Source organism: Streptomyces sp. NPDC005962 (assembly GCF_040629205.1).
Lineage (GTDB): Bacteria > Actinomycetota > Actinomycetes > Streptomycetales > Streptomycetaceae > Streptomyces.
In genome coordinates this window covers 62,784-89,769 of the sequence record NZ_JBEXVE010000007.1, presented here as the reverse complement: position 1 = coordinate 89,769, position 26,986 = coordinate 62,784, and the positions used below count along the sequence as shown (strand labels likewise).

Sequence of the window (26,986 nt, the reverse complement as noted above, 5' to 3'; positions counted from 1 at the left end):
CCTTTCCGCGCGGGCGCACTCTAGTGGAATCCTGGCCAACTCGCGCCCGTCGCCCGTCTTCCGCCCACGCCGAACAGGTCCTTAAGCTCTCAAGCAAGCGAGACGGCTGATGACCACGTGCCATCCGATGCGCATGTGACCGGAGTGGCGGCGGCCTGATCTCCTCGCCGCAACACCATTTCCGCAGCCATCATTTTTCCCCCTTCATCTCCACGTCTGGGCTCTTCATGCCCGCACCCGGCCCCATCAGCCGAACGATGACCGACTTGTCGAACGAGAGTGGGCGACATATGCGGATACAGACCATGCTTCAGGACGCACGACCGGAGTGGCCCGCCGATCCCCTCCGGCACCTCTCCGAACCGGACCGGCGGCGCTTCCAGCGGTTCGGCCAGGGGCCGGTGGCCACACCGCCCTGTTCCCTGATCCACCAGGCCATCGAACGGCACGCCGCCGCGTCCCCGCTCGCCGTCGCGGCCGAGCACCTCGGCGAGACGATCACCTATGGGGAGCTGGACCGGCAGGCCGGACGGCTGGCGGACCGGCTCACGCGGCTGGGCGTACGCCCCGGTGACAACGTCGCACTGTTCGTCCGGCGCTCCCTCCCCATGCTCGTCGGCCTGCTGGCCACCCTGAAGGCGGGGGCGGCCTATGTGCCACAGGACGCGAGGCTGGCGCCCCCGGCCCAGCTCGGCCATGTCATCCGCACCGCATCGACCCGGGTGATCCTGACGACGTCGGGCTACGCGGAACGCATCCCCGCGTTCCCCGGCCACACCGTGATCCCGCTGGACACCGCGATGGCCGTCCCCTTCGACGGCGAGGCGGACGGCGTCCCCTTCGCCCCCGCCCTGCCCGTGACGCCGGACGACGGCTGCTATGTGCTCTTCACCTCCGGCACCACGGGAGCGCCCAACGGGGTCACCGTCACCCATCGCAACGTGTGCAACCTCCTGCTCACCGAGCCGGGGGACTTGAGGATGCGGCCCGGGACGCGCGTGTCCCAGATCCTCAACGTGGCTTTCGACATGGCCGCGTGGGAGATCCTCGGCGCTCTGAGCCACGGCGCCACCCTGGTCATCCGCGGCGCCGACATCGCCGAAACCGTACGCCGGGTGGACGTGGTCATCGCGACCCCGACCGTGCTCAGCGCGGTCGACCCCGAGCTGTGCGGACGGATCAAGGTGGCGGCCGTCGCCGGGGAGCCGTGTCCGCGCTCGCTCGCCGACCGCTGGGCCCGGGTCTGCACGTTCTACAACGCGTGCGGGCCGACCGAGACCACCATCGTCAACACCATGCAGCGCCATGACCCGGCGGCGCTGCGGCTGACCATCGGACGGCCGACCCCCAACAACACCGTGTACGTCCTGGACCCCGAGCGGCGCCCCTGCGCCATCGGCGAGACCGGCGAGATGTGGGCCGGTGGCGACTGTGTGTCGGCGGGCTATCTGCGCAATCCGCACCTCACCGCGGAACGGTATGCGCCCGACCCGTTCCTCGGTGGCGGGCGGCTGATGTTCCGTACCCGCGACCTGGGCCGCTGGACGCCCGACGGCGAACTGGAGCATCTGGGCCGCACCGACGACCAGGTCAAGGTGCGGGGCTTCCGGGTCGAACTGGACTCCGTCTCCGCCGTCCTCGAAGCGGTCCCCGGCTGCGTCCGCGCGGTGACGCTCAAGCTGGACGACCGGAGTCTGGTGTCCTTCGCCGCCCCGCTGCGGGTCGACCCCGGGGCGGCGCGGCAGGCCGTGGCCCGGGCGCTCCCCTACTACTGCGTGCCGGTGGCCGTGCACACCCTCCCGGCACTTCCGCTCACCAGCCGCGGAAAGGTCGACAAAGCGGCCCTGCTGCGGCTGGCCGCCGAGCGCCGCACGGCCGGTGAGGTGGCGTCGTGACCACACCCCGCTCCGTGACCACACCCCGCGCCGAAACGCCGCCGCGCACCGCGGAGCTGCCGCCCCGGACACCGGGGGTACGCGGACTGCTGAAGCATCCGCGTCTGATGCACTACAACCGCCTCATCGCCCTGGTCCTGGCGGTCAACCTGGCCTTCCTGCTGTCCCGTTCGGACGACGGCCTCCCGCCCCGTACGCTCTCCGACGCCGCGCTCGTCAACTTCGCGATCGCCATCGTCATCCGTCAGCAGTACGTCATCAATCTGCTCTTCCGCATCGCCACCGCGGCGCCCACCGGCTGGCCGCTGAAGATCCGGTGGACGCTGGCGAAGGTCTACCACTTCGGCGGGGTGCACGTCGGCGGGGCCCTCGCGGGCACGCTCTGGTTCCTCGCCCTGACGGGCTCGCTGACCCGGCACACCGCCCCGGCGGCGACGCTCGCCGTCTCGTACGCCCTGGTCGTGCTGTTGCTCGGGATCACGGCCACCGCGCTGCCGCCCTTCCGGGCGCGGTTCCACGACCACTTCGAGAAGACGCACCGCTTCGGCGGCTGGGCGGCGCTCGCGCTCTTCTGGGCGCAGACCGTGCTGACCACACTCGACGGACGGGGCGGCGGGTCCGCCGCCGGGCGGCTGCTGACAGCGCCGGGCGTCTGGGTGCTGGCCATGATCACCTTCAGCGTCGCACTGCCGTGGCTGCGGCTGCACCGGGTGCCGGTGGCCGTCGAACGGCCGTCCTCCCATGTGGCGCTCGTCCGCTTCAACCACGGGGTGACGCCCTTCGCGGGCTCCTCGACGGCGGTCAGCCGCAGCCCGCTGCGGGAATGGCACTCGTTCGCCAATGTGCCCTCGCCGGGCGAGCCGGGGTTCCGGCTCACCATCTCCCGCGCCGGGGACTGGACCGGGAAGTTCATCGACGACGCACCGTCCCGGGTCTGGGTGAAGGGCATCACCACCGCGGGCGTGGCCAACATCGAGACGCTGTTCCGCAAGGTGGTCTACGTGGCCACCGGCAGCGGCATCGGCCCCTGCCTCCCCCACCTGCTGGCCCAGCAGGTCCCGGCACGGCTGGTGTGGGCGACCCGCACACCCCGTACGACCTACGGCGACGCGCTGGTGGACGAGATCCTGGCCGCCCAGCCCGACGCGGTCATCTGGGACACCTCCGAACACGGCAAGCCCGACATGGTCCGGCTCGCCTACGACGCGTACGCGGACTTCGGGGCCGAGGCCGTCATCTGCATCTCCAACAAGAAGCTCACCTGGCGGGTGGTCCACGGCATGGAGTGCCGGGGCATCCCCGCGTACGGCGCCATCTGGGACTCGTAGACCGGCCCGACCACCCCTCAAGGGAGACACCGTGAACTTCATCAAGATCGAGCGACAGGGTCGCGTCGTCACCGTGACGCTGCACCGCCCCGAGGTGCTCAACGCGCTCAGCAGCGGACTGCTGGCCGAACTGGTCGAGGCGCTGCGGCCGCTGGACCGCGACCCCGGGACCGGCTGCTTCGTGATCACCGGCTCGGAGCGGGCGTTCGCGGCGGGCGCCGACATCAAGGAGATGGACCCGAAGACCTCCGTCGAGATGTTCACCGAGGACTACTTCGCGGGCTGGGACGCCTTCGCCGCGCTGCGCACCCCCAAGATCGCGGCGGTGTCCGGCTACGCGCTGGGCGGCGGCTGCGAACTGGCGATGATGTGCGACATCATCCTCGCCGCGGAATCGGCCACCTTCGGGCAGCCGGAGATCAAACTAGGCGTGATCCCGGGCATCGGCGGTACCCAGCGGCTGACGAAACTGGTCGGAAAGGCCAAGGCCATGGACCTGATCCTGACCGGGCGCACCATGGGCGCGCAGGAGGCGGAGCGCGCCGGGCTGGTCTCCCGGATCGTCCCCGACGACCGGCTGATGGCGGAGGCGGCGGCCACGGCCGCGACCGTCGCCTCGTACGGCAAACCGGCCGCCATGGCGGCGCGGGAGGCGGTGGAACGGGCGCTGGAGGTGGGGCTGCGCGAGGGGCTGCTCTTCGAACGGCGCTCCTTCCACGCGCTGTTCGCCACCGAGGACCAGTCCGAGGGGATGGCCGCGTTCCGGGCGAAGCGCGCGCCGCGCTTCACCGGCCGCTGACCGAAGCCCCGCCCGTCCCCGCTTCCGGTGCCGGAAGCGAGGACGGGCATACGGTCGGGTGACGTCAGGGAATGTCGACGCCCGCCTCGGCGGAGAGGCGGTCGATCTCGGCCAGCTCGGCGTCGGTGAAGCCGGGCGAGTCCAGGACCGCGATGTTCTGCTCCAGCTGGGCGACGCTGCTCGCGCCGATCAGCACGGAGACCACCCGCGGGTCCCGCAGCACCCAGGCGAGCGCCAGCTGCGCGAGGGTCTGGCCGCGCCCCTGGGCGATCTTGTTGAGGGCGTGCAGCAGCGCCAGGCGCTCCTCGGTGAGCGCGTCGCGCTTGAGGAAGTGGCCGAGCGCCATGCGGGAGTCGGCGGGCACACCGTTGAGATAGCGGTCGGTGAGCTGGCCCTGGGCGAGCGGCGAGAAGGCGATGACGCCGACCCCGGCCGCCGCGGAGGCCTCCAGCACCCCGCCCTCGACCCCGCGCTGGAGCATCGAGTACGGATGCTGGTTGATCAGGTACGGGGTGCGCAGGTCCTTCAGGATCGCGGCCGCCTCCGCGATGGCCTCCGGCGGGTAGTTCGACACCCCCGCGTAGAGGGCCTTGCCCTGCCGTACCGCGGTGTCGAGCGCGCCCATCGTCTCTTCGAGCGGAGTGTCCGGATCGAAGCGGTGGGAGTAGAACACATCGACGTAGTCCAGTCCCATCCGGGTCAGCGACTGGTCGAGGCTGGAAAGCATGTACTTGCGCGAGCCCCACTCGCCGTACGGCCCGGGCCACATCAGATGTCCGGCCTTGCTCGCGATGAACAGCTCGTCGCGGTAGGGCCGGAAGTCCTGGGCGAAGACCGAACCGAAGTTGGCCTCGGCGCTGCCGGGCGGCGGACCGTAGTTGTTGGCCAGGTCGATGTGGGTGACGCCGAGGTCGAAGGCGCGGCGCAGCACGGCGCGCTGGGTTTCGAGCGGGTGGGTGTCGCCGAAGTTGTGCCACAGGCCGAGCGAGACCTTCGGCAGCAGCACACCGCTGCGGCCGCAGCGCTGGTACTGCATGGAGTCGTAGCGGTTCTCCGCCGCGAGGTGGGCCATGTACATCGTCCTTGTCCATGCCGGTCGGTTCGGGGGCGGGCGGACCGTGGCCCGCCCGCCCGAGCTTGTCAGCTTTCGGCGAGCGTGGCGACCTCATTCGCGCTGAGTGTCCGCCCGTACACGCGGAAGTCGTCGAACGCGGCTTTGAGGTACGGATCGGGGTACTGCGACTTGCCGAGGTAGGCGGCGCGGATGTGGTTGCCGAAGTGGACCGGCTCGACGGTGACGGCGGTGTTGCGGCCCGCCTCGCGCCCGTCGACGTAGAGGACGGCGGTGCCGCTGCCGTAGGCGACGGCGACATGGGCCCACCGGCCGGTGGGCAGCGGAGCGGCCTCGATACGCTGTTCCGCGCCGCCGCCGCCCGCGGTGATGGCGAAGCGCAGCTTTCCGGAGTCGGCGACCGGGGTGAGGAACATGTTGGCGGTGACGCCGGTGCCGATGTCGAAGATCCGGGTCCAGGTGGCGGGGGTGCCGTCCAGCCGGACCCAGGTGGCGAGGGTGTACGCGGTGGCGCCCGCGAGGAGGTCGTCGGCGAGGGTCACGTACCCGTCGTCGCCGTTCAGCGCGGTGGCGCCGCCGGTTTTGCCCGTGGTCCAGGTGGCGCCGCCGGTGAGCCGGGCGGTCTTGCCGCGGCCGGTGGCGTCGGCGGCGGTGGCGCCGGAGGTCTCGTCGAAGCGGTACCAGGCGGCGAAGGCGGGCGGCGGGGTGGGCGGCTGCCCGGTCATCCAGTACACGTTGTAGCGCTGGTGGTGGACGCGGGCGACGGGCAGCAGGGTGACGCTCTGCCCGTCGGCGGTGGCGGTGAAGCGCATCGGGCTGGTGGCCTGCCGCACCACGGAGTCCTGTTTCAGCCGCGGCATGGTCATGCCGGTGGCGGTGCCGTACGCCCCGGCCAGCACGACGGGCCCGTAGAGCGCGGCCCGGATGTCGGGATCGTCGGGGGTGGGGTCGAGCGACAGCGTCATCGGCAGGGTCACCTCGACCCGGTCGCCGGTCTTCCACTGCCGGTCGATGATCAGCCAGCTGCCGGGTTTCGGCTGGTCGGGGAGGGTGGTGCCGTTGAGTGTGGCGCGGGCCCCGGACGCCCACGCGGGGATGCGCACCCGCAGTTCCAGGGAGGCCGCGCCGGAGCCGACGGTGAGGGTGGTGGTCTGCTGGTCGGGGAAGCCGGTGGTCTGGCGCCAGGTGATGCCCTTGTCCTCCCAGCGCAGCTCGGAGGGGATGAAGAGGTTCACCAGGAGGCTGCGGTCGCCGTAGGTGTAGATGGTGTCGGCGAACTTGGCGTGGGTCTCCACGCCGCTGCCGTGGTCGCAGGAGAAGTTGTCGTAGTCGGTGGAGTACTGGTTCGGGTCGGTGCCCATGAAGGACGGCTGCTGTTTGAAGGAGCCGGGGGCGAGACCGGTGTAGTAGATGTTGAAGCCGTGGGCCGAGTCGGGGTCCTGTTCGCCGAGCATCTGGTTGAACAGGGTGCGCTCGTAGTAGTCGAGCAGGTCGGTGCGCTCGGGCGCGTGGAAGTGGATCAGCCGGGTGAGCTTGAGCATGTTGTACGAATTGCAGTTCTCGCAGCAGCTCCCGGAAAGCTGGGCGGCGATGGCGTCCGGCTCGTGGAAGGCCTCGCCGTTGCTGTTGCCGCCGATGACGTACGTGTGGTGATCGGTGACGATCTTCCAGAAGTTCTCGCCGATGGTGCGGTAGCGGCTGTTCAGCCCCTCCTCCCACAGCCGCAGGGCGCCGACCATCTTGGGGATCTGGGTGTTGGCGTGGAGTCCGGCGAGCCGGTCCTCGTTCCGGCCGAGCGGGTCGAAGACGCGGGCGTGGGTGAAGCGCTCGGCGACCGTCAGCCATCGGCTGTCGCCGGTGATCGTGTGCAGGTCGGCGAGGACGTCGTTCATGCCCCCGTACTCGGTCTCCAGCACGCGCTGCATCTGGTCGTAGCCGAGCCGCGCGGTGCGGGTGTCGACCCAGGCGGCCTGGCGCAGCACGGTCTCCAGCGCCTCGGCGTTGCCCGCGAGCCGGTACTGGTCGACGAGTCCGGCCATGATCTTGTGGATGGTGTAGTACGGGGCCCATACCCCGCTGCCCGCCTCCAGCCGGTCGAAGAAGTTCTCCGGGAACGCCGACAGATAGCCCGCCCGGTAGCCGGCGGCCGGGGATTTGGCCTGGCAGGCGGCGAGCGCGGAGACCAGCTTGCGGCTCTTGTCGAGCAGTGCGGCCTCGCCGGTGTTGGCGTAGGTCAGGGCGAGGCCGGACAGCAGGTGGCCGGTGCTGTGGCCGCGCAGTTCGGTGGTCGGGCTCTCCCAGCCGCCGCAGGGCCGGGCGCTGCTGGCGATGCCGACGTTGAGGCGGAAGGTGTGCAGCAGCCGGTCGATGTCGACGAAGCGCAGATAGGCGGTGTTGCGGGACTGGTTGTCCTTGAAGGCGCCGGGGAGCAGGGTCACGGCGGTGAGCGGGAAGGGCCGGACGCCGGTCAGCGCCCGGGTCTTGCCGCGCGGGGCCGCGGCCGGGGCCGCCCCGGGTGTGGCCGCCGCCGCGGTGCCACCGGCGGTCGCGCTGAGCATCACGGCCGCGGCCCCGGTGGCGGTGGTGGCGATGAAGTGCCGTCTGTCGACTGGTTCGTTCATGACTCTCCTCACGGAGGTTCGAAATTACGAACAATGTCCGACATCGTGCGCACGTGAAGCTACCGGCGCCTCCGGGGATGTCAACAGCCCCGCGCGCACCGGAGGTTCAGCCGCGCTGCCACTGCTGGTTGGCGCCGCCCGTGCAGCTCCGCTGGATGACGGCGGCCTTGTCCGCGGTGGAGGAGTCGGCCACGTCCAGGCACTTGCCGCTGGAACGGGCCGTGAGCCGGACGTAGCCGCTGCCCGCGTCCGTGACCTGCCACTGCTGGTTCGCTCCCGTGCCGCAGGCCGACTGGACGACCGCCGCGCCGTCGGCGGTGGAGCCGCCGGCCACGGTCAGGCACTGGGAGCTGTGCCGTGCGATCAGCTGGACGTACCCGTCGCCCGCGCTCCTGGACCAGAACAGCTGGTTGCCGCCGCCGTTGCAGGTGTACTGCACGGCCGTGGTGCCGTCGGTCTGCGCGGCGGAGACGATGTCGGCGCATTTGCCGCTGTGCCGGGCCCTGAGCGGGGTGTACGGACCGCCGGAGCCGGTCACGGTGCCCGCCTCGGTGTCGATGGTCAGCTGCGGATACCAGTCCATGGCCATGGTGGTCGCGGTGGGGAAGGTCAGCGGCAGCCACACATAGCGCGAGTCGTTGACCTTGCCGCCGAAGGAGTTGCCCCAGCGGTCGCCCAGGTACAGGTACGAGGTCGTCCGGGCGCCCTGCACCGGCAGGACGTAGGCCGTCTGCGAGCCGTAGGCGGTGGCGTCGCCCACGTTACGCATCGCGCTCCAGGGACCGGCCAGGCTGGTGGCGGTGGCGTACTGCTGCTGGTTGGGGCTCCAGCCGGTGGCGCCGGAGGTCAGCATGAAGTACACGTTGCCGCGTTTGAAGAGCGCGGGGGCCTCGCGGTGGCCACCGGGCCAGGGGTTGGCCACCAGGCTCGCCACACCGGTGTAGTCGTCGGTCAGCCGGTAGATCTGCAGGTCGTAGTTCTCCCGGGCGGCCGAGATCATGTAGCCGGTGCCGTCGCCGTCCTTGAACAGGGTGATGTCGCGCGACATGTGCTCGCCCAGCGGGCGGAAGCTGCCCCGCCAGGTGTAGTCGCCGTCGACGGTGGCGGAGGTGGCGACGGCCGCGCGCGCCTCGCTGTAGTCGCTGCCGTTCTCCTTGTGCATCCACATCACGAACTGCTTGGTCCGCTCGTTGTAGACGACCTTGGGCCGTTCGATGTTGGCGGTGGCCAGCTCGGGGTCCGTGGCCTGGGTGAGGACGTGGCGGCGGAACTCCCAGCTCTTGAGGTCCGTGGAGCGGTAGGCGGACACATAGCGGAAGGTGTTGTCCGCGTTGCGGTTCTCACCGAACCAGTAGTAGTACGCGCCGACTTTGACGACTCCGCCGCCGTGGGCGTGCACCGCCTCTCCCGATGTGGTGGTGAACTGTGTCGCGTTGACGATGGTGGCGGGCGCGGCGTGTGCCGTACCGGCGCCCGTCAGCGGGGCCAGCAGCCCGAGGACGGCGGCCACGACGAGGGTCCACAGACGTCCGCGCATCACACGCTCTCCTTCAGGACGGTGAAGTGGCGGGCGAAGCCGGAGAGCCTGGGAAGCTCCCGGATGGGGGTCCAGGTCCGGAAACCGTCGAGGCTGTCGCTGTAGTAGTACTTCTTCTCGGCGTAGCCGTCGAAGTAGATGCGCCACCCGCCATTGTCCAGCTGCGCCAGCGCCGGTCCCTCGCGCCAGCTGCCCCAGCCCGCCCAGTCACCGGTGCCGCGGAAGGTGTAGGGGCCGCCGAGGCTGGTGGCCGTCGCGTACTCGATGTACTTCGTCGTCTCCTGCTTGGTGAAGGCGTGGTACTGCCCGCCGTGGCGGACCACGAAGGTGTCGATGTAGTTCGCCTTGTCCAGGCCGGTGAGCGGCTTCGGGGTGGTCCAGGACGACAGCGAGGCGTTGGTGGCGGTGAGCAGATGCGGCCGGAAGATGTAGTCCGGGGTGGCGGTGGTGTCGAGCGACACGATGATGTTGACGCTGCCGCCTCCGTCGACGAAGAACTCCGGCGCCCAGGTGCGTTCGATCCCGGCGAGGGGCAGCGTGTGGTTGCGGACGAAGGTCCAGTTGACCCGGTCCCGGCTGCGCGCGAACCCGATGGTGTTCCCGGTCCAGTTGGTGGTGTAGACGATGTAGTAGTAGCCGTCGGTGTGCTTGATGATGCTGGGGTCGCGGATCAGCTCCGCGGGCGGGGTGAACGCCGGTCCCTTGAGCAGCGTGTAGGCGAGCGCGTCCGGCGACTCGTACACATACATGTTGGATTCGCTGCTGTTGGTGAAGGCGGTCATGGTGTAGCGGGTGGTGGCCTTGGTGTCCGGAGCGGGCCCGTCGGCCACGGGGACGCCGAAGTCCGGGGTGCCGTCCGCCTTCCAGCCGAGGGCCTGGACCCGGGTGTGCCGGTTGGGGTCGTTCAGCGGGTCGCCGGTGATGTCCTTGTACTGGCGGGCGTGGTAGACGAGGACATCGGTGCGGCCGTCCTCGGCGACGGTGAAGGAGTTGTGGCCCGGGCCGTACTGCTTGGTGGTGTCGTTGCTGGTGAAGACCGGCTGGGGGCTCTTCTTCCAGGAGGCGGCGGCCAGCGGATCGCTGTTCGCGGACGCGGTGAGCAGCCCCATGCAGTAGTTGGCGTCGGTGGCGCTGGCGGAGTAGGTGAGGAAGAGCCGTCCGTTCTTCTGGAGGACGGACGGGCCCTCGTTGACCTTGTAGCCGCGGGTCTCCCAGTCGTAGGTCGGACGGGAGATCTCCACCTGTGGCCCGGTGATGGTCCAGGGGTTGGCCATCCGGGCGATGTAGATGCTGGAGTTGTTGCCGACGTCCGGGTTGCTCTGCGCCCAGATGAGATAGCGGCTGCCGCGGTGGACGAAGGTGGAGGCGTCCAGGGAGAAGGAGTCGATGGGGGTGGCGATGCGGCCCTTCTCCGTCCAGGTTCCGGCGAAGGGGTTGGCGCTCGCGTTCTCCAGCACCCACATCCGGATCTTCCAGACGTCGTTCGCGGGCGCGGACGCGAAGTAGACGTACCACTTGCCGTCGATGAAGTGGATTTCCGGCGCCCAGATGTGGGCGCCCATGTCGCCGCTGGTGTGCTTCTTCCAGATCACCGACTCGGCCGCGGTGGCGAGGCCGCTCAGGGTTCTGGAGCGGCGCAGGACGATCCGGTCGTACTCCGGGGCGGTGGCGGTGAAGTAGTAGTAGCCGTCGGTGTGCTTGAAGATGTGCGGATCGGCGCGGTTGCGGACCAGCGGATTGGCGTACCGGGCGGCCCTGGCGGCCGTCTCCCGCGCGGAGGGGGTGGCGGCCTCGGCGAGGCCGGGGGTTCCCGCGGCCGCTCCCAGGGCCAGGGCGCCCATCAGTACCAGCCGTCGGCTGGGGTGTGCGTCACTGCGGCTCATTGTCATCCGGGGCTCCTGCAATCTCCGCTGATCGAATGGGAACTGATCGAATTTGTTCGGAGATTAAGGGTTCTGATGACTTTCGACAGCCCCTGGTGCGGGTGCGAAAGTTTCGAAAGCCGTGGAGCCCCGGGTGTACGGCTCAGACGAACGTCTGGCGCTGCAGCCAGAGGTCCCTGGCGGTCCCGTTGCCCTGGAGGAAGACGTAGAGCAGGTTCTCCTCGTTGAGGATGGGCACGCTGATACCGGCGGAGCCGATGACCCCGCCCAGGGACTGGAAGCCGGTGTAGGTGTTGCCGTTCTCCGTGGTCTGGACGGCGACCCACAGGGCGTTGTCGGTGGCCTTGATGAACACGTTGATCCGGCCGTCCTGGGCCAGGGCGCAGGTGGGCCGCCACACGATCTGGGCGCCCAGGCTCACGGGCGCGCCGAAGGTCTCGTAGTCGTCGCTCTGCCCGACGCGTCGGACGGAGCCGTCGACGCCCCGGAAGAAGATCTGCACCCTGCCCGCCGCGTCCAGGCACACCGAGGGGCGGCTGGTCACATTGGGGGCGTTGCCGGAGAAGGGCTCCCAGGTGGCGGAGTTCGGAGCCAGCTGCTGGATGGTGTAGAGGGTTTCGCCGCTGCCCTTGACCGCCACCACGATCCGCCCTCCCCCGTCGAGGATGGGCGACGGCGTGGCGAAGATGGCGCCGCCCAGCGAGGCCGCGGCGGTGTAGGTCTCGTACTGCAGGTCCAGGTTGCGGAGGTACCACAGGGCGTCGTCCGCGCCGGGGAAGAACACATAGATGCGGCCGTCGGCGCCGAGCGCCGCAGTTGGATCGTCCCCGATGCCGGTGGCCAGCGTCTGCGGCGACCCGTACCCGGAGTTGATGGAGGTCTGGGTGATGACCTCCAGATTGTTGCCCGGGGTGCGGTAGAAGACCCGCACCTTGCCGTCCGCGCCGCGGATCGGGGCGGGAATGCCGTCGACGGACACACCCGCATATTGCTGCCAGGGCCCCCACCCTCCGTCGCGGGTCTCGAGTCTGCTCCAGAGGACGTTCGACCCGCCCCGGATGAAGACTTGGATCCGGTCGTCGGCCTGGGCCACCGGCGCGGGCTCGGAGTGGATGCCGCCTTGCAGGTTGATCCAGGTGCCCCACACGGTTCCGGGCGTAGTGGAAACGGACATGGGTCCTCCCTCACCTCGTGGCTGCCACGAGTCTGTGCGGATGTACCGTCATTTCCCGCGCCAAGCACAACGAATACCTAAAGAAGGATGAATGAAAGGATATGACTGATAAATATAAATGAGGGAGTCATAAGAGCGTGAATGTGACCTCTACTCGCCCTTGATTGGCCTTGATTGGCGTCGGTTGACCTTCTCCGAGGGGGAAGCTCCAGCATCGTGAGGGCCGGGCGAGGCGCCCGGCACGAGGAGGGCGAGCATGGGACTGCTGACGATCGGCGCGTTCGCGAAGGCATCGAGGCTGTCCCCCAAGGCGCTCCGGCTATACGACGAGCTCGGGCTGCTGCCGCCCGCCCGGGTCGACCCGCACTCCGGCTACCGGCTCTACGACCCGGCGCAGCTGGAGCGGGCCCGGCTGGTGGCGTGGCTGCGGCGGCTGGGGATGCCGCTGGCCCGTATCCGTGCGGTGTGCGAGCTGGAACCGGGCGCGGCGGCGCGGGAGGTGCGCGCGTACTGGGCGCAGGTCGAGGCCGATACGGCGGCCCGACGCGACCTGGCCGCCTTCCTCGTCGATCAGTTGTCGCAGCGGTCGCAGCTGGCACGACAGTCACAGCTGTCACAGCAGTCCGGAAAGGACATCGTCATGTCTTCTGCCCACAGCACGCTGGGAGTCCGCTACGCCGTGCTCTCCGACCGGGGTTCGGTCCGGATGAGCAACGAGGACTCCGGGTACGCCGGTCCGCGCTTGCTCGCCGTCGCCGACGGCTTCGGCGGCGGCCGTCATGCGAGCGAGGCCGCGATCGAGGCGCTCAAGCCGCTGGAGGCCGAAGTTCCGGGGGCCGAGCTGCTGAGCGCCCTGGAGGACGCGGCGCACCGGGCGCACGCCTCGGTGTGCGAGCTGGCCGCGTCCGACCCCGCGCTGCGCGGCGTCGGGACGACGCTCACCGCGATGGTGTGGTCGGGTTCCCGGCTGGGGCTGGTGCACATAGGCGACTCGCGGACGTATCTGCTGCGCGACGGCGAGCTGTTCCAGATCACCCACGACCACACCGTGGTGCGGTCGCTGCTCGACGAGGGGCGCATCACCGCGGCGGAGGCCGCGTCCCACCCGGGGCGGGCGATGCTGCTGCGGGCCATGGGCGGCGGGGCGGCGTTCGAGCCCGATCTGGCGCTGCGGGACGCCCTGGCGGGTGACCGGTATCTGCTGTGCTCGGACGGGCTCAGCGGTGTGGTTCCCGCCGAGGAGATCCGGCGCGTGCTGGCCTCGGTGGCCGATCCCGGGGATGCGGCGCTCGAACTCATCGCCCTCGCCAACCGCGCGGGCGGGCCCGACAACGTCACGTGCGGGGTGGCCCATGTGGTGGACGGGGCGGAGCCGCCCGCCGCCTGACGTTCCGTAACCTCCCCGCACGGACCGCGATCTCCCGGTCCGCCCTCCTGACTCCGGCGCCGAAGTGCAGTGGAATGGGCCACAGGGCGCGTGCGGCCCGCCAGGCCGTGGAAGGCATGGCCGCCACGGAACATACGGGGTAAGGGGTAGCAGATGTCCGTAGGTCCGATCCGGCTCTCGCAGGATGCGCACACCGCTCTCCGGCCGCCCGTCACGGCCCGGATCACCGGAGGGTTCTGGGCCGCGAAGCGGCGCGTCAACGCCGAAGTCAGCGTTCCGCAGGGGCCGGAGAGGCTGGAGGAGGCGGGCAATCTGGCCAATCTGCGGGCCGCCGCCGGGCAGGCGGCGGAGGGGTTCACGGGGGACTTCCCGTTCCAGGACTCCGATGTGCACAAGTGGCTGGAGGCCGCGTCCTGGCAGCTCGCCGAGGAGCGCGGCGGCCCGGCCGCCGACGAGCTGGCCGGTCAAGTGGCACAGCTGGCGGCCCTGGTGGCGGACGCCCAGGACACGAACGGCTATCTGCAGACGTACTACCAGGCCGGGCCGGGCGCCCGGCGGTGGACGGAGCCGCACTGGGGACACGAGCTGTACTGCGCGGGCCATCTCCTCCAGGCCGCCGTCGCGCATCGGCGGGCCACCGGCAGGGACGAACTGCTCGACGTGGCGGTGCGGTTCGCCGATCACATCGACGCGCACTTCGGCGCGGGCAAGGCCGTGGACGCGGTCTGCGGGCATCCGGAGATCGAGACGGCGCTGGTCGAGCTGTACCGGGAGACCGGGCGGCGGCGCTATCTCGATCTGGCCGGGTATTTCGTGGACCGGCGCGGACAGGGCACGCTCGGCGACGGCGGGACGGACGGCGGCCCGCACCCCGGAGCGCCATACTGGCAGGACCACGTCCCGGTACGGGAGGCGCGGGCGGTCGCCGGGCACGCGGTGCGCCAGCTGTATCTGCTGGCCGGGGCCGCGGACCTGGCGGCCGAGACCGGCGACCGGGAGCTGCGGGACGCGCTGGTGCGGCTGTGGGAGGACATGGTCGCCACCAAGACCTATCTGACGGGCGGGGTGGGCTCCCGGCACGATCTGGAGTCCTTCGGCGACGCTTTCGAACTCCCGCCGGACCGGGCGTACGCGGAGACCTGCGCGGCCATCGCCTCCGTCCAGTTCAGCTGGCGGATGGCGCTGCTCACGGGGGACGCCCGCTACAGCGACCTGATCGAACGGACCCTGTTCAACGGCTTCGCGTCCGGGGTCTCGCTGGACGGCGAGCGCTGGCTGTACGTCAATCCGCTCCAGGTCCGTGACGGCCGCACCGAGACGCACGGCGACCAGGAGGCGCGGCGGACGCCATGGTTCCGCTGCGCCTGCTGCCCGCCCAATGTGATGCGGCTGCTGGCCTCCCTGCCGCACTACATGGCGAGCGGGGACGCCGGGGGCCTGCAGCTGCACCAGTACGCGTCGGGGGTGTACGCGGCGGGCGGCGGGACGGTGCGGGTGGGCACCGGCTACCCGTGGGAGGGCCGGATCGCGGTGGTCGTGGCCGAGGCTCCCGCGGACGCGGACTGGACGCTGTCGCTGCGCATCCCGCACTGGGCCGACCAGTACGAGGCGACGGTCGGCGGTGAGACGGTGACGGAGCGCGCGGAGCGGGGCTGGCTGCGGCTGCGGCGGCGCTGGCGGCCGGGCGAGACCGTGGTCCTCACGCTGCCGATGACGCCCCGGCTGACCCGTCCCGATCCACGGATGGACGCGGTGCGCGGCTGCACCGCGATCGAGCGCGGACCGCTGGTGTACTGCCTGGAGCAGCCGGATCAGCCCGCCGGGGTGCGGCTGGACGGGATCACGCTCGACACGGGCACCGAGCTGGTCGCCGAGCACCGGCCGCGGCTGCTGGGCGGGGTGACCGTGATCATGGCCCGGGCGCTGCGCGGGGCGGCCCCGCCCGACGGCTGGTGGCCGTACCCGGGCGGCGGGGGCGGGATCGGTGGCGTCGGCGACCCGGTGCGGGTCACCGCGATCCCCTATTACGCCTGGGCGAACCGGGAGGCCGGGCCGATGCGGGTGTGGATTCCCGGCTAGAGCCACCGGAACTCGGTGGGCGTTTCACACGTTTCTCGCTCCAGGAACACCCTTTGTGCCTCAGCTTTGTGCCGCAGCGGACCACCGGCGGACGGGAGGTGCCCCTTGAGCACCGGCTCCACAGACCGGGGGGACGAGGACGACTGGGACGACGTCGACCTCGACGAGGATTTCGTCCGGGGCGCCGAGGTCACCGAGCCCGCCGCGCGCACCCGCATGCTGACCGCGCGCTGGCGGCGGCGCGGCGCACCCGAGCCCGAGCCCTGGCGCGCGGACGAGCCGCCGGCAGGCTGGTTCTGGAGCAAGCGCCGCAAGCGGCGACGGCGGCGACGCTAGCGGAGCCTGCCGTGCCGAGGGCCCGGCGGCCGTTATGCGCTCGCAACGCACACGGCGGGGTCAGGGGGGCACGGAGAGTGGCAGGATGCGGCGGACGCATTGATCACGTGTTCCGTGGGGTCGTTCGCCGACCATGTCCCGGAGGTGCCGTGTCCGCTCGCTCCGCGCTGCCCGTCATAGCCACTGCCGCCGCTGCCGCCCTGCTCATCGGCTGTACCAGCACCAAACCGTCGGACTCCGGCGGCCCGGACATCAACCTGGTGAAGTCCGGCAAGCTGACCACCTGCACTCATCTGCCCTATCCGCCGTTCCAGTCCCGGCAGGGCAAGAAGATCGTCGGCTTCGACGTGGATCTGGTCGATCTCGTCGCCTCGGAGCTGAAGGTGAAGCAGGAGATCGTGGACACGCCCTTCGAGGGCATCCAGTCCGGTGAGGACCTCAACACCTCCACCTGCGACGTCGCCGCGGCCGGGATGACGATCAACGCCGTCCGGGAGAAGAACCTGGACTTCTCCCGCCCCTACTTCGACGCCACGCAGGCGCTGCTCACCCGGAAGGGCAAGCCGTACCGCAGCCTCGCCGACCTCAAGGGCAAGCGGCTGGCGGTCCAGCAGGGGACGACCGGGGAGACGTACGCGCAGAAGCGGGCCGTGGGCGCCACGCTGGTCCAGTTCGAGGACCTCGGACTGCTGGTGTCCGCGGTCAAGACCGGCCAGGTCGCGGCGGGCATCAACGACAACGGGGTGCTGTACGACTACGTCAAGGACAACCCCGACACCGAGGTGACGGCCGAGTTCAGCACCGGCGAGACGTACGGCATCGCGGTACGCACCGGCAATGACGCCCTGCGCAAGAAGATCAACCAGGTGGTGGGGGACGCGAAGAAGGACGGCCGCTACGAAAAGATCTACCGGAAGTGGTTCGGCACCGCGCCCAGGAGCTGAGGAGTCCGCACCGTTATGGCAATGACCCGACGGCAGCGGACGCGGGCGGTACGGACGGTGCAGTACGCCGTGCTCGCCGCCGTACTGCTCGCCATCGTCCTGGCCGCGGACTGGGGTGAACTGCGCCGCGCGTTCTTCGACGCGGGCGTCGCCCGGTCCCTGTTCCCCGACATCATCACCACCGCCCTGGTCAACACGGTCGTCTACACCCTGCTCGGCTTCGGTTTCGGGCTCGTGGCCGGGCTGGTGCTCGCGCTGATGCGGCTCTCGCAGGTGCCGCCGTACCGGTGGCTGTCGGTGGCGTACATCGAGTTCTTCCGCGGCGTTCCGGCGCTGCTGGTGTTCATCGCGCTCGGCTTCGGAGTGCCGCTCGCCTTCCAGGTGGCGCTGGACCGCTACGTCACGGTCATGCTGGCGCTCGGTCTGGTCGGGGCCGCGTACATGGCGGAGACGATCCGGGCGGGCATCCGGGCCGTGCCCAAGGGGCAGATGGAGGCGGCCCGTTCGCTCGGCATGTCCCACAGCCGGGCGATGGTCTCGATCATCATCCCGCAGGCGTTCCGGATCGTGCTGCCGCCGCTGACCAACGAACTGATCCTGCTGACCAAGGACTCGTCCCTGGTCTATCTGCTCGGGCTCTCCCTGGACCAGTACGAACTGTCCAAGTTCGGCCGGGACGCGCTCAATCAGCACCGCAGCCTCACCCCGATCCTGGTCGCCGGGCTGTGCTACCTGCTCATCACCGTCCCGCTGGGCCAGCTGGTCCGGTGGCTGGAGGCCCGTACCGCGAAGGCGAGGTGAGGACCATGATCCGCATACGGGGGCTGCGCAAGTCCTTCGGCGGGCTGGAGGTGCTGAAGGGAATCGACCTGACGGTGGAGCGGGGTGAGGTGGTCTGTGTCATCGGGCCGTCCGGCTCCGGCAAGTCGACCCTGCTGCGCTGTGTGAACCTGCTGGAGGAGCCGACGTCGGGCTCGGTGGCCGTGGGCGGGGCCGAGGTCACCGACCCGGACGTGGACATCGACCGGGTGCGGCGGCGGATCGGCATGGTGTTCCAGGCGTTCAACCTCTTCCCGCATCTGACGGCGCTCGAGAACCTGACCATCGCGCAGCGGCGGGTGCTGCGCCGCGACAAGGCCGAGGCGGTACGGATCGGACGGGACACGCTGCGCCGGGTGGGCCTGACCGGCAAGGAGACCGCGTATCCGGCACAGCTCTCGGGCGGACAGCAGCAGCGGGTGGCGATCGCGCGGGCGCTGTCGATGGACCCGGAGCTGATGCTGTTCGACGAGCCGACCTCGGCCCTCGACCCCGAGCTGGTCGGGGATGTGCTGGCGGTCATGCGGGGGCTGGCCGACGAGGGGATGACGATGCTGGTCGTCACGCATGAGATGAGCTTCGCGCGGGAGGTCGCCGACCGGGTGGCGTTCATGGACGACGGCGTGATCGTGGAGGAGGGCGGTCCGGAGCAGGTGGTGGCCGCGCCGCGGCATCCGCGGACCCGGGCGTTCCTGACCCGGGTGCTGGACCCGGCCGCGGCCCGGGTGGGGGAGGTTCCGGACACCGGCCCGCGGGACGCCCGTACCGGCCGCTGAGCGCACGGCGGTTGGGTCAGCTGTGGTGTCTCGGTGCCAGGGCTTGTCAGTGCCCGCGTATCCGGGGAGGGGCGGCAACCTTCCGGGCCGCGGAGGCCACTGGAGGGTGCGGGCGGCCGCCCCCGTACGGCCACTCCCGGGGGGGGCGCCGCCCGCTCCCGTTCCCCACACGGAAGAGAGCCGCCATGCCCGCACGAAGACTTCGCGGATTACGCGCCCTCCTGACCGCCACCGCGGCCGGGGCGCTGTCCCTCATCGGATTCACCGCACCCGCCGACGCCGCCGGGACGGGCGCGTCGGACACCTGGAACCCGCCGAGCAATCTCGTCCAGCCGCTGAACGAGGTGTGGAAGCACGTCGAGTCCACCTATCCCGACCTGTACGGTTTCAAGAACTACGGGTGGGATCAGGTGATGGCCAACAAGGGCAGCCTGAACTACTGCGTCCGCTGGGAATCCGACCAGCCGGTCACCACACAGATGCGCGACCAGATCCACACGGCGCTCAAGCGCCAGTCGAAGAAGTGGATCGACTCGGTCGCGGGATTCGAGAACTTCCCGTACCAGGAAGTCCCGGTCAAGATCGTCGGCTGGGCGGTCAAGAACCGCTCCACGCTGCAGTGGAGTGACAACTCGGTCGACATCTACACCGGACTGGACGGCGGCGGCGCTCCGCAGTGCGCCCCGGACTGCGGCCGCTTCTTCCACCAGGACGGCAACTACTCCAAGTGCCCCGGCGGCGCGGCCCGCCACTACGACCAGTCGCTGTGGCTGACCAAGGGCTTCGGCGGCGGCGCGGGAGGCGACTGGGGACAGCGCATCGGCAGTGAGTACATGCTGGGCGCGGTGAATCAGGACAACATCCACATCCTGCTGCACGAGATCGGGCACACCTACGGTCTGGACGACTTCTACGACTGGACCCCGACGGGTGTGGGCGGCTTCCTCATGCAGGCGGGAACCGCCGACCACATCACCGAATTCGACAAGTGGATGTACCGGGACTTCTGGCGCCATGTGAAGAACCGTTACGGCCTGTGACCCGATGACCCTCATGGGCCTCAGAGGCCGCCTCAATTCCCGGGTCTTCCCGCCGGAGTTGGGGCGGCCTTACTGTAGTAACCGGTTTCTGCCCGGCAGGTGTCGCGCTGGGGCGGTTTCGGGAAGGGGTATCTCGATGGCGCGTTCCCCGGGGTCGACGGGTCCGACGCTGGCGGTCGTCGCCCGCGAGGCAGGGGTTTCGGTGCCGACCGCGTCGAAGGTGGTCAACGGCCGCGAGGACGTCGCGCCCGACACCCGCCGCCGGGTCAGCGAGGTCCTGGACCGCCTGGGGTACGTCCGCAAACCGCGCCTGGAGACGCCCCGGCCGCCCGCCCTGGTCGATCTGGTGGTGCACTCCCTGGCCGGCGCGTGGTCGGGGGCGGTGCTGCACGGTGTGGAGGCCGCGGCGCACGACGCGGGCCTGGAGGTGGTGGTGTCGGCCGGGCTGCCGCGCACCCGCGACGGGCGGCCCGAGCGGGGCTGGCTGGACAAGCTGTGTGCCCGGGGCAGTTCGGGGGTGCTGTTCCACCTCGCGGAGCTGACGCCCGCCCAGTACGCGTGGCTCGACGAGCACCGGGTGCCGTTCGTGCTGATCGATCCCGGGCCGGTGCCGCCGCCGGGCGTGGCGTCCGTGGGCGCCGCCGACTGGCAGGGCGGGGTGAGCGCGACCGAGCATCTGCTCGGTCTTGGACACCGGCGGATCGCGGTGATCGGCGGGTACCGGCGGAAGGTGTGCAGCGGTGCCCGGGTGGCCGGGTTCCGCTCGGCGATGGCCGCGGCCGGGCTGCGGGTGGAGCCCGCGTACGTACGCTACGGCGACTTCCAGGAGGCCGGGGCGTACCAGCGGATGACGGAGCTGCTGAAACTGCCCGAGCCGCCGACGGCGGTGTTCGTGTGCTCCGACCCGATGGCGCTCGGCGCGTACCGGGCGCTGCGGGAGCGGGGAGCGCGGGTGCCGGAGGACGTCAGCGTGGTGGGCTTCGACGATCTGCCGCAGGCCCGCTGGACGACACCGGCGCTCACCACGGTCCGTCAGCCGCTCTCCGAGATGGCGGCGACGGCGCTGGGCACCCTGCTGCGGCTGAGGTCGGGTGAGGTTCCGGAGGGGATGCGGACCGAGCTGTCCACCCGGCTGATCGTCCGTTCCAGTACCGCTCCCGCGGCCCGTACTTCCTCTTGACCGAGAAGTCGAACGCTGATCGTATATCCGAACGCCCCATGGTGTCCGCGCCTCACTCCTGCCATGTTGTCCCTGGCCATCGCCGTACCGATTCCCGGAGGTCTTCGCCCCGTGTTCGTCGATCTGCCCCTGGACCAGCTGCACACGTACCGGCCCCCGCTGCCGGAGCCGGACGGCTTCGACGCGTTCTGGGAGCGCACCCTCGCCGAGGCCCGCACCGCGGACCTGGACGCGGTCTTCACCGAGACCGACACGGGCCTGGCCCGGCTGCACACCTACGACGCCGAGTTCTCCGGGTTCGGCGGGCACCGGATACGCGGCTGGCTGCTGGCCCCGCGCGAGGCGACGGGCCCGCTGCCGTGCGTGGTGCAGTACATCGGCTACAACGGCGGCCGGGGCCTGCCGCACAACTGGCTGCTGTGGCCGTCGGTGGGCTACGCGGTCTTCGTCATGGACACCCGGGGCCAGGGCTGGTCCCAGCAGACTCCCGGTGCCACCCCCGATCCGGTCGGCGGCACCGGGCCCGAGGCGCCGGGCAAGATGACGCACGGAATCCTCTCCCCGGACGACTACTACTACCGGCGGCTGTACACCGACGCCGTGCGCGCGGTGGAGGCCGCCCGCGCGCATCCGCTGGTCGACGCGGGCCGGATCGTCGTCAGCGGCGGCAGCCAGGGCGGCGGCATGGCCCTGGCGGCGGCCGGTCTGGTGCCGGATCTGACCGCGGCGCTGGTGGACGTGCCGTTCATGACGCACATCCGGCGGGCCGTCGAGATCACCGACGCCGATCCGTATGGCGAACTGGTCCGCTTCTGCGCCGGTCAGCGCGATCTCACCGAGCGGGTCTTCGCGACGCTCGACCACTTCGACGGCCTCAACTTCGCGGCCCGGGCCACCGCGCCCGCGCTGTTCTCGACCGCGCTGCGCGACGCGACCACCCCGACCTCGTGCGGCTTCGCCGCGTACCACCACTACGCGGGCGAGAAGGAGCTGAAGGTGTGGTCCTTCAACGGCCATGAGGGCGGCGGCACCCACCAGCAGGCCGAGCAGATCGCCTACTTGGGCAGGCTGCTCGGCTGAACCGGCTGGCCCCGGGGCGGTGAGCGGTGTTCGACGGCCGCTCACCACGGGGAGGACAGGGGCCGTACCAGCGGAGCCGTACCGAAGGAGTCGCCCATGCCCGCACAGCCCCTGGACGGCATCACCGTCGTCGCCCTCGAACAGGCCGTCGCCGCCCCGTTCGCCACCCGCCAGCTCGCCGACCTCGGCGCGCGCGTCATCAAGGTGGAACGGCCGGGGCGGGGCGACTTCGCCCGGGAGTACGACCGTGAGGTCAAGGGCATGTCGGCGTACTTCGTCTGGGTCAACCGCGGCAAGGAGAGCGTCGTCCTCGATGTGAAGGACGACGCGGACCGGGCCCTGTTCGACGCGCTCCTGGCCCGTGCCGATGTGTTCGTGCACAACCTCGCGCCCGGGGCGGTGGACCGGCTCGGGCTCTCGGCGGACGCGCTGCGGGCCGGGCATCCGCGCCTGGTCAACTGCGCGATCACCGGCTACGGGGACCGCGGGCCGTACCGGGACAAGAAGGCGTACGACCTGCTCGTCCAGTGCGAGGCGGGGCTGCTGTCGATCACCGGCAGCCCCGAGGAGCCCGCCCGCCCCGGCATCTCGATCGCCGATATCGCGGGCGGGATGTACGCGTACACCGGCATCCTCACCGCGCTGTACGAACGGGAGCGCACCGGCGCGGGGACGGACCTGAGTGTCAGCCTCCTCGACGCGCTGGGCGAGTGGATGGGCCATCCGTACTTCGCGCAGGCCTACGGCGGAGGCGGGGTGACGCGCAGCGGTGCCCGCCATCCGTCGATCTCCCCGTACGGCGCCTATCGCTGCGGCGACGGCGCCCAGGTGTTCCTGAGCGTGCAGAACGACCGCGAGTGGATCACCCTGTGCGAACGCGTCGTGGGCCGCCGGGAGCTGATCCGCGATCCGCGCTTCGCCGACAATCCGCTGCGCCGCACCCACGACGGGGAGCTGACGGCCGAGCTGGAGGGGTCCTTCGCGGACCACACGGCCGACGGTCTGGTGGCCCTGCTGGACGGGGCGGGCATCGCCAATGCCCGGCTGCGGGACGTCGCAGGGCTGGCCGGGCATCCGCAGCTGGCCGCCCGGGAGCGCTGGGGCGAGTTCGGCTCGCCCGTCGGGCCGCTGCGCGGCCTGCTGCCGCCGGTCGAGGTGGCGGGGCGTCAGGCGGCGCTGCGGCCGGTGCCCGCGCTGGGCGAGCACACGGAGGCGGTGCGCGCCGAGTTCTCCTGACGCCCCACGACCGAAGCCCGGGGTTACGCGGCGGGGACGACGGGCGACAGCTGTGCGTCGCGCCGCACCAGGGCGGCGTAGCGGCCGTCCAGCGCGAGCAGCTCCTCATGGGTGCCCTGCTCGGCGACGCGGCCACGGTCGAGGACGACGATCCGGTCGGCGTCGCGCACGGTGGAGAGCCGGTGGGCGATCGTGAGGGTGGTGCGACCGGCGGTGAGCCCGTCGATGGCCTTCTGTACGGCCTGCTCGGTACGGGTGTCCAGGGCGCTGGTGGCCTCGTCGAGGATGAGGACGGGCGGGTCGCGCAGAATCGTCCGGGCCAGGGCCAGCCGCTGCTTCTCTCCGCCGGAGAACCGGTATCCCCGCTCCCCCACCAGGGTGTCGTAGCCCTCGGGGAGGGCGGCGATGTGGTCGTGGATCTGGGCGGCCTCGGCCGCCGCGACGATCTCCGCGTCGGTCGCGTCGGGCTTGGCGAAGCGCAGGTTGTCGGCGATCGAGGCGTGGAAGAGATACGTCTCCTGGGAGACGACGCCGACCGCGCGGGCGAGGCTGTCGAAGTCGAGCTCCCGGACGTCGACCCCGTCGATCAGCACCCGGCCGCCGGTCACGTCGTACAGCCGGGGCACCAGATAGCTGAGGGTGGTCTTGCCGGAGCCGGTCGTTCCGACGACGGCCAGGCTGCCGCCCGCCGGGACGGTCAGATCGATACCGCGCAGGGTCCCCTGCGGCGAAGCCGGGTCCCGGGCGTCGTAGTCGAAGTCGACGCCGTCGAAGCGGACTTCGCCGCGCACCTTCTCCAGCCGTACCGGCCGGGCGGGTTCGGTGATGTCGATCGGCAGGTCGAGATACTCGAAGATGCGGGCGAAGAGGGCGAGGGAAGTCTGCATGTCCACCCCGGTGGACAGCAGGCTGACGGTGGGCCGGAACAGCCCCTGCTGCAGCGATACGAAGGCGACCAGGGTGCCGATGGAGACGGCCGGCCCCCCGGCCTGGAGGGCGATTCCGGCGGCCCAGTAGATGACGGCGGGCATCGCGGCCATCACGACGCCGATGGTGGACATCCGCCAGCGGCCCGCCATGCTGGCCCGCACCTCCAGGCCGACCAGACTCTCGGACTCCCGGGTGAAATCCTGGGTGAGCGAGTCGGAGCGGCCCATGGTGCGGCCCAGCAGGATTCCGCTCACCGACAGGGACTCGGTGACCATCGCGGACATGGTCGCCATCTGCTTCTGGCGCTTGGAGGTGATCTTCTTGCGCTCGTTGCCGACCCGGCGGCTGATCCAGACGAACAGCGGCAGCAGGAGCAGCGAGACGACGGTCAGCCGCCAGTCGAGGGCGAGCATGGCGACGACCGTGGCCACGACGCTGGTGAGGTTGGAGACCAGCGACGTCGCAGTAGAGGTGACGGTGGCCTGCATGCCGCCGATGTCGTTGGCGATCCGGGACTGCACTTCGCCGGTGCGGGTGCGGGTGAAGAAGGCGAGCGGCATGCGCTGCAGCCGGTCGTAGACGGCGGCCCGCAGGTCGTGCATGACGCGCTGGCCGACGGTGGTGGAGATGAGGGTCTGCAGGACGCCGAAGACACCGTTGACGACGGCGGCCGCGATCATGCCGAGGGCGAGCAGGGTCAGCAGACCGGTGCGCCGCCCGGGGATGGCGTCGTCGAGGATCTCGCGGAGCAGGAACGGCGAGGCGACCGAGACCAGCGCGGACGCGGCGACCAGCAGACCTACCAGGGCGAGGCGGCCCCGGTAGGGACGGAAGAGCCGGAGGATGCGCCGCACCTGCGCGGGCTGCTCCGGATCAGGGGTGGACGGGCTCCATGGCGGTGCGTCGTGACGCATGGGCTCCTTCTGATGGCAGACGGCACGGACTATCAGAGGATAGCTCACTGTTACCTATACTCACAATGAACGTGGTCCTATAGACTGCGATCATGTCCACCCCCGAGACATCCGGCCGCCTCGCGGAGCAGCTGCTGCGCCTGACCCGCCGACTGCAGCGTGCCCAGAAGCGCCATATGGAACCGCTGGGCATCACCCCCGCCCAGGCCCGGCTGCTGCGCACCGTGGCACATCACGACGGGCCGCCGCGCATGGCGGACCTCGCGGAGCGCCTGGAGGTGGTTCCGCGCGCGGTGACCTCGCTGGTGGACGCGCTGGAGACGCACGGCTCGGTGCGCCGTGCGCCTGATCCGTCCAACCGCCGGGTGGTGCGGATCGAGCTGACCGAGACTGGCCACTCGACGCTGCGCGCCCTGCGCGAGGCGCGCCGGTCCGCCGCCGAGGACGTCCTGGCACCGCTGAACGATCAGCAGCGCGACGCCCTGGGCGGCCTGCTCGACAGCCTCTCCGGACCCCCCGGCAGCCGCTGCTGACGCCGGGGGGCGGGAGTCGTCAGCCGCGCGGGGCCGGACCGGGCGCGGTCCCGGTCGGGACCGGCGGGTCCGACGCCGGGACGGCGGCCTCCGCACCGGCGTGCCCCTCGGCGCCCTCGTCGGCGCGCCCGTCGGCGCCCGCACCGGCTTTCTCGTCGGGCTCCGTACCGGCCTCCTCACCGGCGAGGACCCGCTTGGCCCGTTCGGTGTCCAGCGCGCCCTCCCACCGGGCGACGGCGAAGACCGCGACGCAGTTGCCGAGCAGGTTGGTGGCCACCCGCATCGAGTCCATGATCCGGTCCACCCCGAGCAGCAGCGCGACGGCGGCGGCCGGGATCACCCCGAGGGCCGAGGCCGTCGCCGACAGGGCGAGGAAGGCCGAGCCGGGCACGCCCGCCATGCCCTTGCTGGTGAGCATCAGCACGAGGACGACGGTGATCTGCTGGCCGAGACTCAAATCGACGCCGACCGCCTGGGCAATGAACAGCGTGCCGATGGACAGGTAGATCGACGCGCCGTCCAGGTTGAAGGAGTAGCCGGTGGGCAGCACCAGCCCCACCGCGTCCTCACGGCATCCGGCCGCCCGCAGCTTCTGCATCATGCGCGGCAGCACGCTCTCGCTGGACGCGGTGCCGAGCGCGAGCAGCATCTCCTCGCGGGTGTACCTGACGAACTTCCACAGGCTCAGCCCGGTGACCGCCTTGAGGGCCACGGCGAGCAGGACGAGGAAGAGCAGCGCGACGCCGTAGCACAGCGCGATCAGCTTGCCGTACGTCGACAGGGCGCCCAGTCCGTACTGCCCGACCAGATGGGCCATGGCGCCGAAGACCGCGAGCGGCGCGAGCCGCATGAGGAAGCCGACGACGGCGAAGACGACCTGCTGCGCCTGGTCGACGGCCGACAGGATCGCGGGCACCTTGGTCTTGCCGAGGTGCAGCACGGCCGCGCCCACCAGGCAGGCCAGCACCAGGACTTGGAGCAGGGAGTTCTCGGCGAAGGCGCCGACGGCGCTGTCCGGCAGCGCGTCCAGCACGAACTGGGACGCCGACGGCAGATGGCCGCCGGCGGTCTGGTCGTCCACGGCCGAGCCGTTCAGGGAGGCGGGGTCGACATGCATTCCGGTGCCGGGCCCGACCAGATTGGCGGCGAGCAGACCGAGGATCAGCGCCGCCGTGGTGGCGACCTCGAACCAGATCAGCGCCTTCAGCCCGATCCGCCCGAACGCCTTCAGATCCCCGGCCTTCGCGATGCCCGCGACGACCACACAGAAGACGAGCGGCGCGATGACCGCCTTGATCAGGCGCACGAAGCCGTCGCCGAGCGGCTGGACGGCCGTGCCCACGTCCGGCCACAGCCTTCCGACCGCGACTCCGAGGACGAGCGCGCAGGCGACCTGCGTGAACAGCGATGTGCGCAGCATGCG

Annotated in this window: 21 protein-coding genes; 14 read left to right on the top strand and 7 right to left on the bottom strand. The window is 70.8% G+C overall.

Annotated features, from left to right (window positions below):
• Positions 1-305 precede the first annotated feature (305 nt).
• The 3 genes from ABZ370_RS14110 to ABZ370_RS14100 are packed head-to-tail and all read left to right on the top strand — an operon-like array spanning position 306 to position 4,022.
• Positions 306-1,895 (top strand): amino acid adenylation domain-containing protein, encoded by a 1,590-nt coding sequence (locus ABZ370_RS14110; protein ID WP_358620004.1) that lies wholly within the window; start codon positions 306-308, stop codon positions 1,893-1,895.
• Positions 1,892-3,223: a hypothetical protein gene (locus ABZ370_RS14105; protein ID WP_358620002.1), complete on the top strand. Its 1,332-nt coding sequence runs from the start codon at positions 1,892-1,894 to the stop codon at positions 3,221-3,223. The genes ABZ370_RS14110 and ABZ370_RS14105 overlap by 4 nt, the downstream gene beginning before the upstream one ends.
• 31 nt (positions 3,224-3,254) lie before the next feature.
• Complete coding sequence (locus tag ABZ370_RS14100; RefSeq protein ID WP_358620000.1) at positions 3,255-4,022, top strand: enoyl-CoA hydratase-related protein; 768 nt, start codon at positions 3,255-3,257, stop codon at positions 4,020-4,022.
• 64 nt (positions 4,023-4,086) lie between these two features.
• Here ABZ370_RS14100 and ABZ370_RS14095 read toward each other — a convergent pair whose 3' ends face one another.
• The 5 genes from ABZ370_RS14095 to ABZ370_RS14075 form a co-directional block, all read right to left on the bottom strand.
• Positions 4,087-5,094, bottom strand: coding sequence for an aldo/keto reductase (locus ABZ370_RS14095; RefSeq protein WP_358619999.1), 1,008 nt, complete (start codon positions 5,092-5,094; stop codon positions 4,087-4,089).
• A gap of 68 nt (positions 5,095-5,162) precedes the next feature.
• Positions 5,163-7,715 carry a beta-L-arabinofuranosidase domain-containing protein gene (locus tag ABZ370_RS14090; protein ID WP_358619997.1) on the bottom strand — a complete coding sequence of 851 codons (2,553 nt, stop codon included), beginning with the start codon at positions 7,713-7,715 and terminating at the stop codon, positions 5,163-5,165.
• A gap of 106 nt (positions 7,716-7,821) precedes the next feature.
• Complete coding sequence (locus tag ABZ370_RS14085) at positions 7,822-9,252, bottom strand: RICIN domain-containing protein (RefSeq protein ID WP_358619996.1); 1,431 nt, start codon at positions 9,250-9,252, stop codon at positions 7,822-7,824.
• The gene (locus tag ABZ370_RS14080) at positions 9,252-11,135 is read right to left on the bottom strand and encodes a family 43 glycosylhydrolase (RefSeq protein ID WP_358619994.1); all 1,884 of its coding nucleotides are present in this window, start codon (positions 11,133-11,135) and stop codon (positions 9,252-9,254) included. The genes ABZ370_RS14085 and ABZ370_RS14080 overlap by 1 nt, the downstream gene beginning before the upstream one ends.
• A 142-nt stretch (positions 11,136-11,277) precedes the next feature.
• Entirely contained in the window at positions 11,278-12,309 is a 1,032-nt protein-coding gene (locus tag ABZ370_RS14075; protein ID WP_358619993.1) for a hypothetical protein, read from the bottom strand.
• Between the two features lie 256 nt (positions 12,310-12,565).
• On the opposite strand from ABZ370_RS14075, the gene ABZ370_RS14070 reads away from it, so the two are divergent.
• The 10 genes from ABZ370_RS14070 to ABZ370_RS14025 all read left to right on the top strand — a co-directional run bounded on the left by ABZ370_RS14070 (position 12,566) and on the right by ABZ370_RS14025 (position 23,186).
• The gene (locus tag ABZ370_RS14070; protein WP_358619991.1) at positions 12,566-13,696 is read left to right on the top strand and encodes a MerR family transcriptional regulator; all 1,131 of its coding nucleotides are present in this window, start codon (positions 12,566-12,568) and stop codon (positions 13,694-13,696) included.
• A gap of 153 nt (positions 13,697-13,849) precedes the next feature.
• Positions 13,850-15,775 (top strand): beta-L-arabinofuranosidase domain-containing protein, encoded by a 1,926-nt coding sequence (locus tag ABZ370_RS14065; protein WP_358619989.1) that lies wholly within the window; start codon positions 13,850-13,852, stop codon positions 15,773-15,775.
• 105 nt (positions 15,776-15,880) lie between these two features.
• Complete coding sequence (locus ABZ370_RS14060) at positions 15,881-16,111, top strand: hypothetical protein (protein ID WP_358619988.1); 231 nt, start codon at positions 15,881-15,883, stop codon at positions 16,109-16,111.
• 149 nt (positions 16,112-16,260) lie between these two features.
• Positions 16,261-17,055, top strand: a complete 795-nt coding sequence (locus ABZ370_RS14055) for an ABC transporter substrate-binding protein (protein ID WP_358619986.1) — start codon at positions 16,261-16,263, stop codon at positions 17,053-17,055.
• A 15-nt stretch (positions 17,056-17,070) separates the two neighbouring features.
• Positions 17,071-17,856, top strand: a complete 786-nt coding sequence (locus tag ABZ370_RS14050) for an amino acid ABC transporter permease (protein WP_358619985.1) — start codon at positions 17,071-17,073, stop codon at positions 17,854-17,856.
• 5 nt (positions 17,857-17,861) lie between these two features.
• The gene (locus ABZ370_RS14045) at positions 17,862-18,650 is read left to right on the top strand and encodes an amino acid ABC transporter ATP-binding protein (protein ID WP_358619983.1); all 789 of its coding nucleotides are present in this window, start codon (positions 17,862-17,864) and stop codon (positions 18,648-18,650) included.
• Between the two features lie 185 nt (positions 18,651-18,835).
• Positions 18,836-19,690, top strand: coding sequence for a hypothetical protein (locus ABZ370_RS14040; RefSeq protein ID WP_358619982.1), 855 nt, complete (start codon positions 18,836-18,838; stop codon positions 19,688-19,690).
• Positions 19,691-19,826: 136 nt separating this feature from the next.
• Positions 19,827-20,870 carry a LacI family DNA-binding transcriptional regulator gene (locus tag ABZ370_RS14035; RefSeq protein WP_358619980.1) on the top strand — a complete coding sequence of 348 codons (1,044 nt, stop codon included), beginning with the start codon at positions 19,827-19,829 and terminating at the stop codon, positions 20,868-20,870.
• 111 nt (positions 20,871-20,981) lie between these two features.
• On the top strand, positions 20,982-21,950 hold the full coding sequence (locus tag ABZ370_RS14030) for an alpha/beta fold hydrolase (protein WP_358620388.1): 969 nt from the start codon (positions 20,982-20,984) through the stop codon (positions 21,948-21,950).
• Positions 21,951-22,046: 96 nt separating this feature from the next.
• On the top strand, positions 22,047-23,186 hold the full coding sequence (locus ABZ370_RS14025) for a CaiB/BaiF CoA-transferase family protein (protein ID WP_358619979.1): 1,140 nt from the start codon (positions 22,047-22,049) through the stop codon (positions 23,184-23,186).
• A gap of 23 nt (positions 23,187-23,209) precedes the next feature.
• On the opposite strand, the gene ABZ370_RS14020 is transcribed toward ABZ370_RS14025, so the two are convergent.
• Positions 23,210-25,030 (bottom strand): ABC transporter ATP-binding protein, encoded by a 1,821-nt coding sequence (locus ABZ370_RS14020; RefSeq protein ID WP_358619978.1) that lies wholly within the window; start codon positions 25,028-25,030, stop codon positions 23,210-23,212.
• Between the two features lie 92 nt (positions 25,031-25,122).
• On the opposite strand from ABZ370_RS14020, the gene ABZ370_RS14015 reads away from it, so the two are divergent.
• Complete coding sequence (locus ABZ370_RS14015) at positions 25,123-25,563, top strand: MarR family transcriptional regulator (protein WP_358619976.1); 441 nt, start codon at positions 25,123-25,125, stop codon at positions 25,561-25,563.
• 19 nt (positions 25,564-25,582) lie between these two features.
• On the opposite strand, the gene ABZ370_RS14010 is transcribed toward ABZ370_RS14015, so the two are convergent.
• The gene (locus ABZ370_RS14010) at positions 25,583-26,983 is read right to left on the bottom strand and encodes a cation:dicarboxylase symporter family transporter (RefSeq protein ID WP_358619974.1); all 1,401 of its coding nucleotides are present in this window, start codon (positions 26,981-26,983) and stop codon (positions 25,583-25,585) included.
• Positions 26,984-26,986: the final 3 nt, after the last annotated feature.

Bases quoted from the DNA above. Each gene is read 5' to 3' on its own strand.
- ABZ370_RS14020 (WP_358619978.1), bottom strand. From the start codon at position 25,030: ATGCGTCACGACGCACCGCCATGGAGCCCGTCCACCCCTGATCCGGAG.
- ABZ370_RS14075 (WP_358619993.1), bottom strand. From the start codon at position 12,309: ATGTCCGTTTCCACTACGCCCGGAACCGTGTGGGGCACCTGGATCAAC.
- ABZ370_RS14010 (WP_358619974.1), bottom strand. From the start codon at position 26,983: ATGCTGCGCACATCGCTGTTCACGCAGGTCGCCTGCGCGCTCGTCCTC.
- ABZ370_RS14090 (WP_358619997.1), bottom strand. From the start codon at position 7,715: ATGAACGAACCAGTCGACAGACGGCACTTCATCGCCACCACCGCCACC.
- ABZ370_RS14065 (WP_358619989.1), top strand. From the start codon at position 13,850: ATGTCCGTAGGTCCGATCCGGCTCTCGCAGGATGCGCACACCGCTCTC.
- ABZ370_RS14070 (WP_358619991.1), top strand. From the start codon at position 12,566: ATGGGACTGCTGACGATCGGCGCGTTCGCGAAGGCATCGAGGCTGTCC.
- ABZ370_RS14050 (WP_358619985.1), top strand. From the start codon at position 17,071: ATGGCAATGACCCGACGGCAGCGGACGCGGGCGGTACGGACGGTGCAG.
- ABZ370_RS14110 (WP_358620004.1), top strand. From the start codon at position 306: ATGCTTCAGGACGCACGACCGGAGTGGCCCGCCGATCCCCTCCGGCAC.
- ABZ370_RS14015 (WP_358619976.1), top strand. From the start codon at position 25,123: ATGTCCACCCCCGAGACATCCGGCCGCCTCGCGGAGCAGCTGCTGCGC.
- ABZ370_RS14085 (WP_358619996.1), bottom strand. From the start codon at position 9,252: ATGCGCGGACGTCTGTGGACCCTCGTCGTGGCCGCCGTCCTCGGGCTG.
- ABZ370_RS14095 (WP_358619999.1), bottom strand. From the start codon at position 5,094: ATGGCCCACCTCGCGGCGGAGAACCGCTACGACTCCATGCAGTACCAG.
- ABZ370_RS14045 (WP_358619983.1), top strand. From the start codon at position 17,862: ATGATCCGCATACGGGGGCTGCGCAAGTCCTTCGGCGGGCTGGAGGTG.
- ABZ370_RS14080 (WP_358619994.1), bottom strand. From the start codon at position 11,135: ATGAGCCGCAGTGACGCACACCCCAGCCGACGGCTGGTACTGATGGGC.
- ABZ370_RS14035 (WP_358619980.1), top strand. From the start codon at position 19,827: ATGGCGCGTTCCCCGGGGTCGACGGGTCCGACGCTGGCGGTCGTCGCC.
- ABZ370_RS14025 (WP_358619979.1), top strand. From the start codon at position 22,047: ATGCCCGCACAGCCCCTGGACGGCATCACCGTCGTCGCCCTCGAACAG.
- ABZ370_RS14040 (WP_358619982.1), top strand. From the start codon at position 18,836: ATGCCCGCACGAAGACTTCGCGGATTACGCGCCCTCCTGACCGCCACC.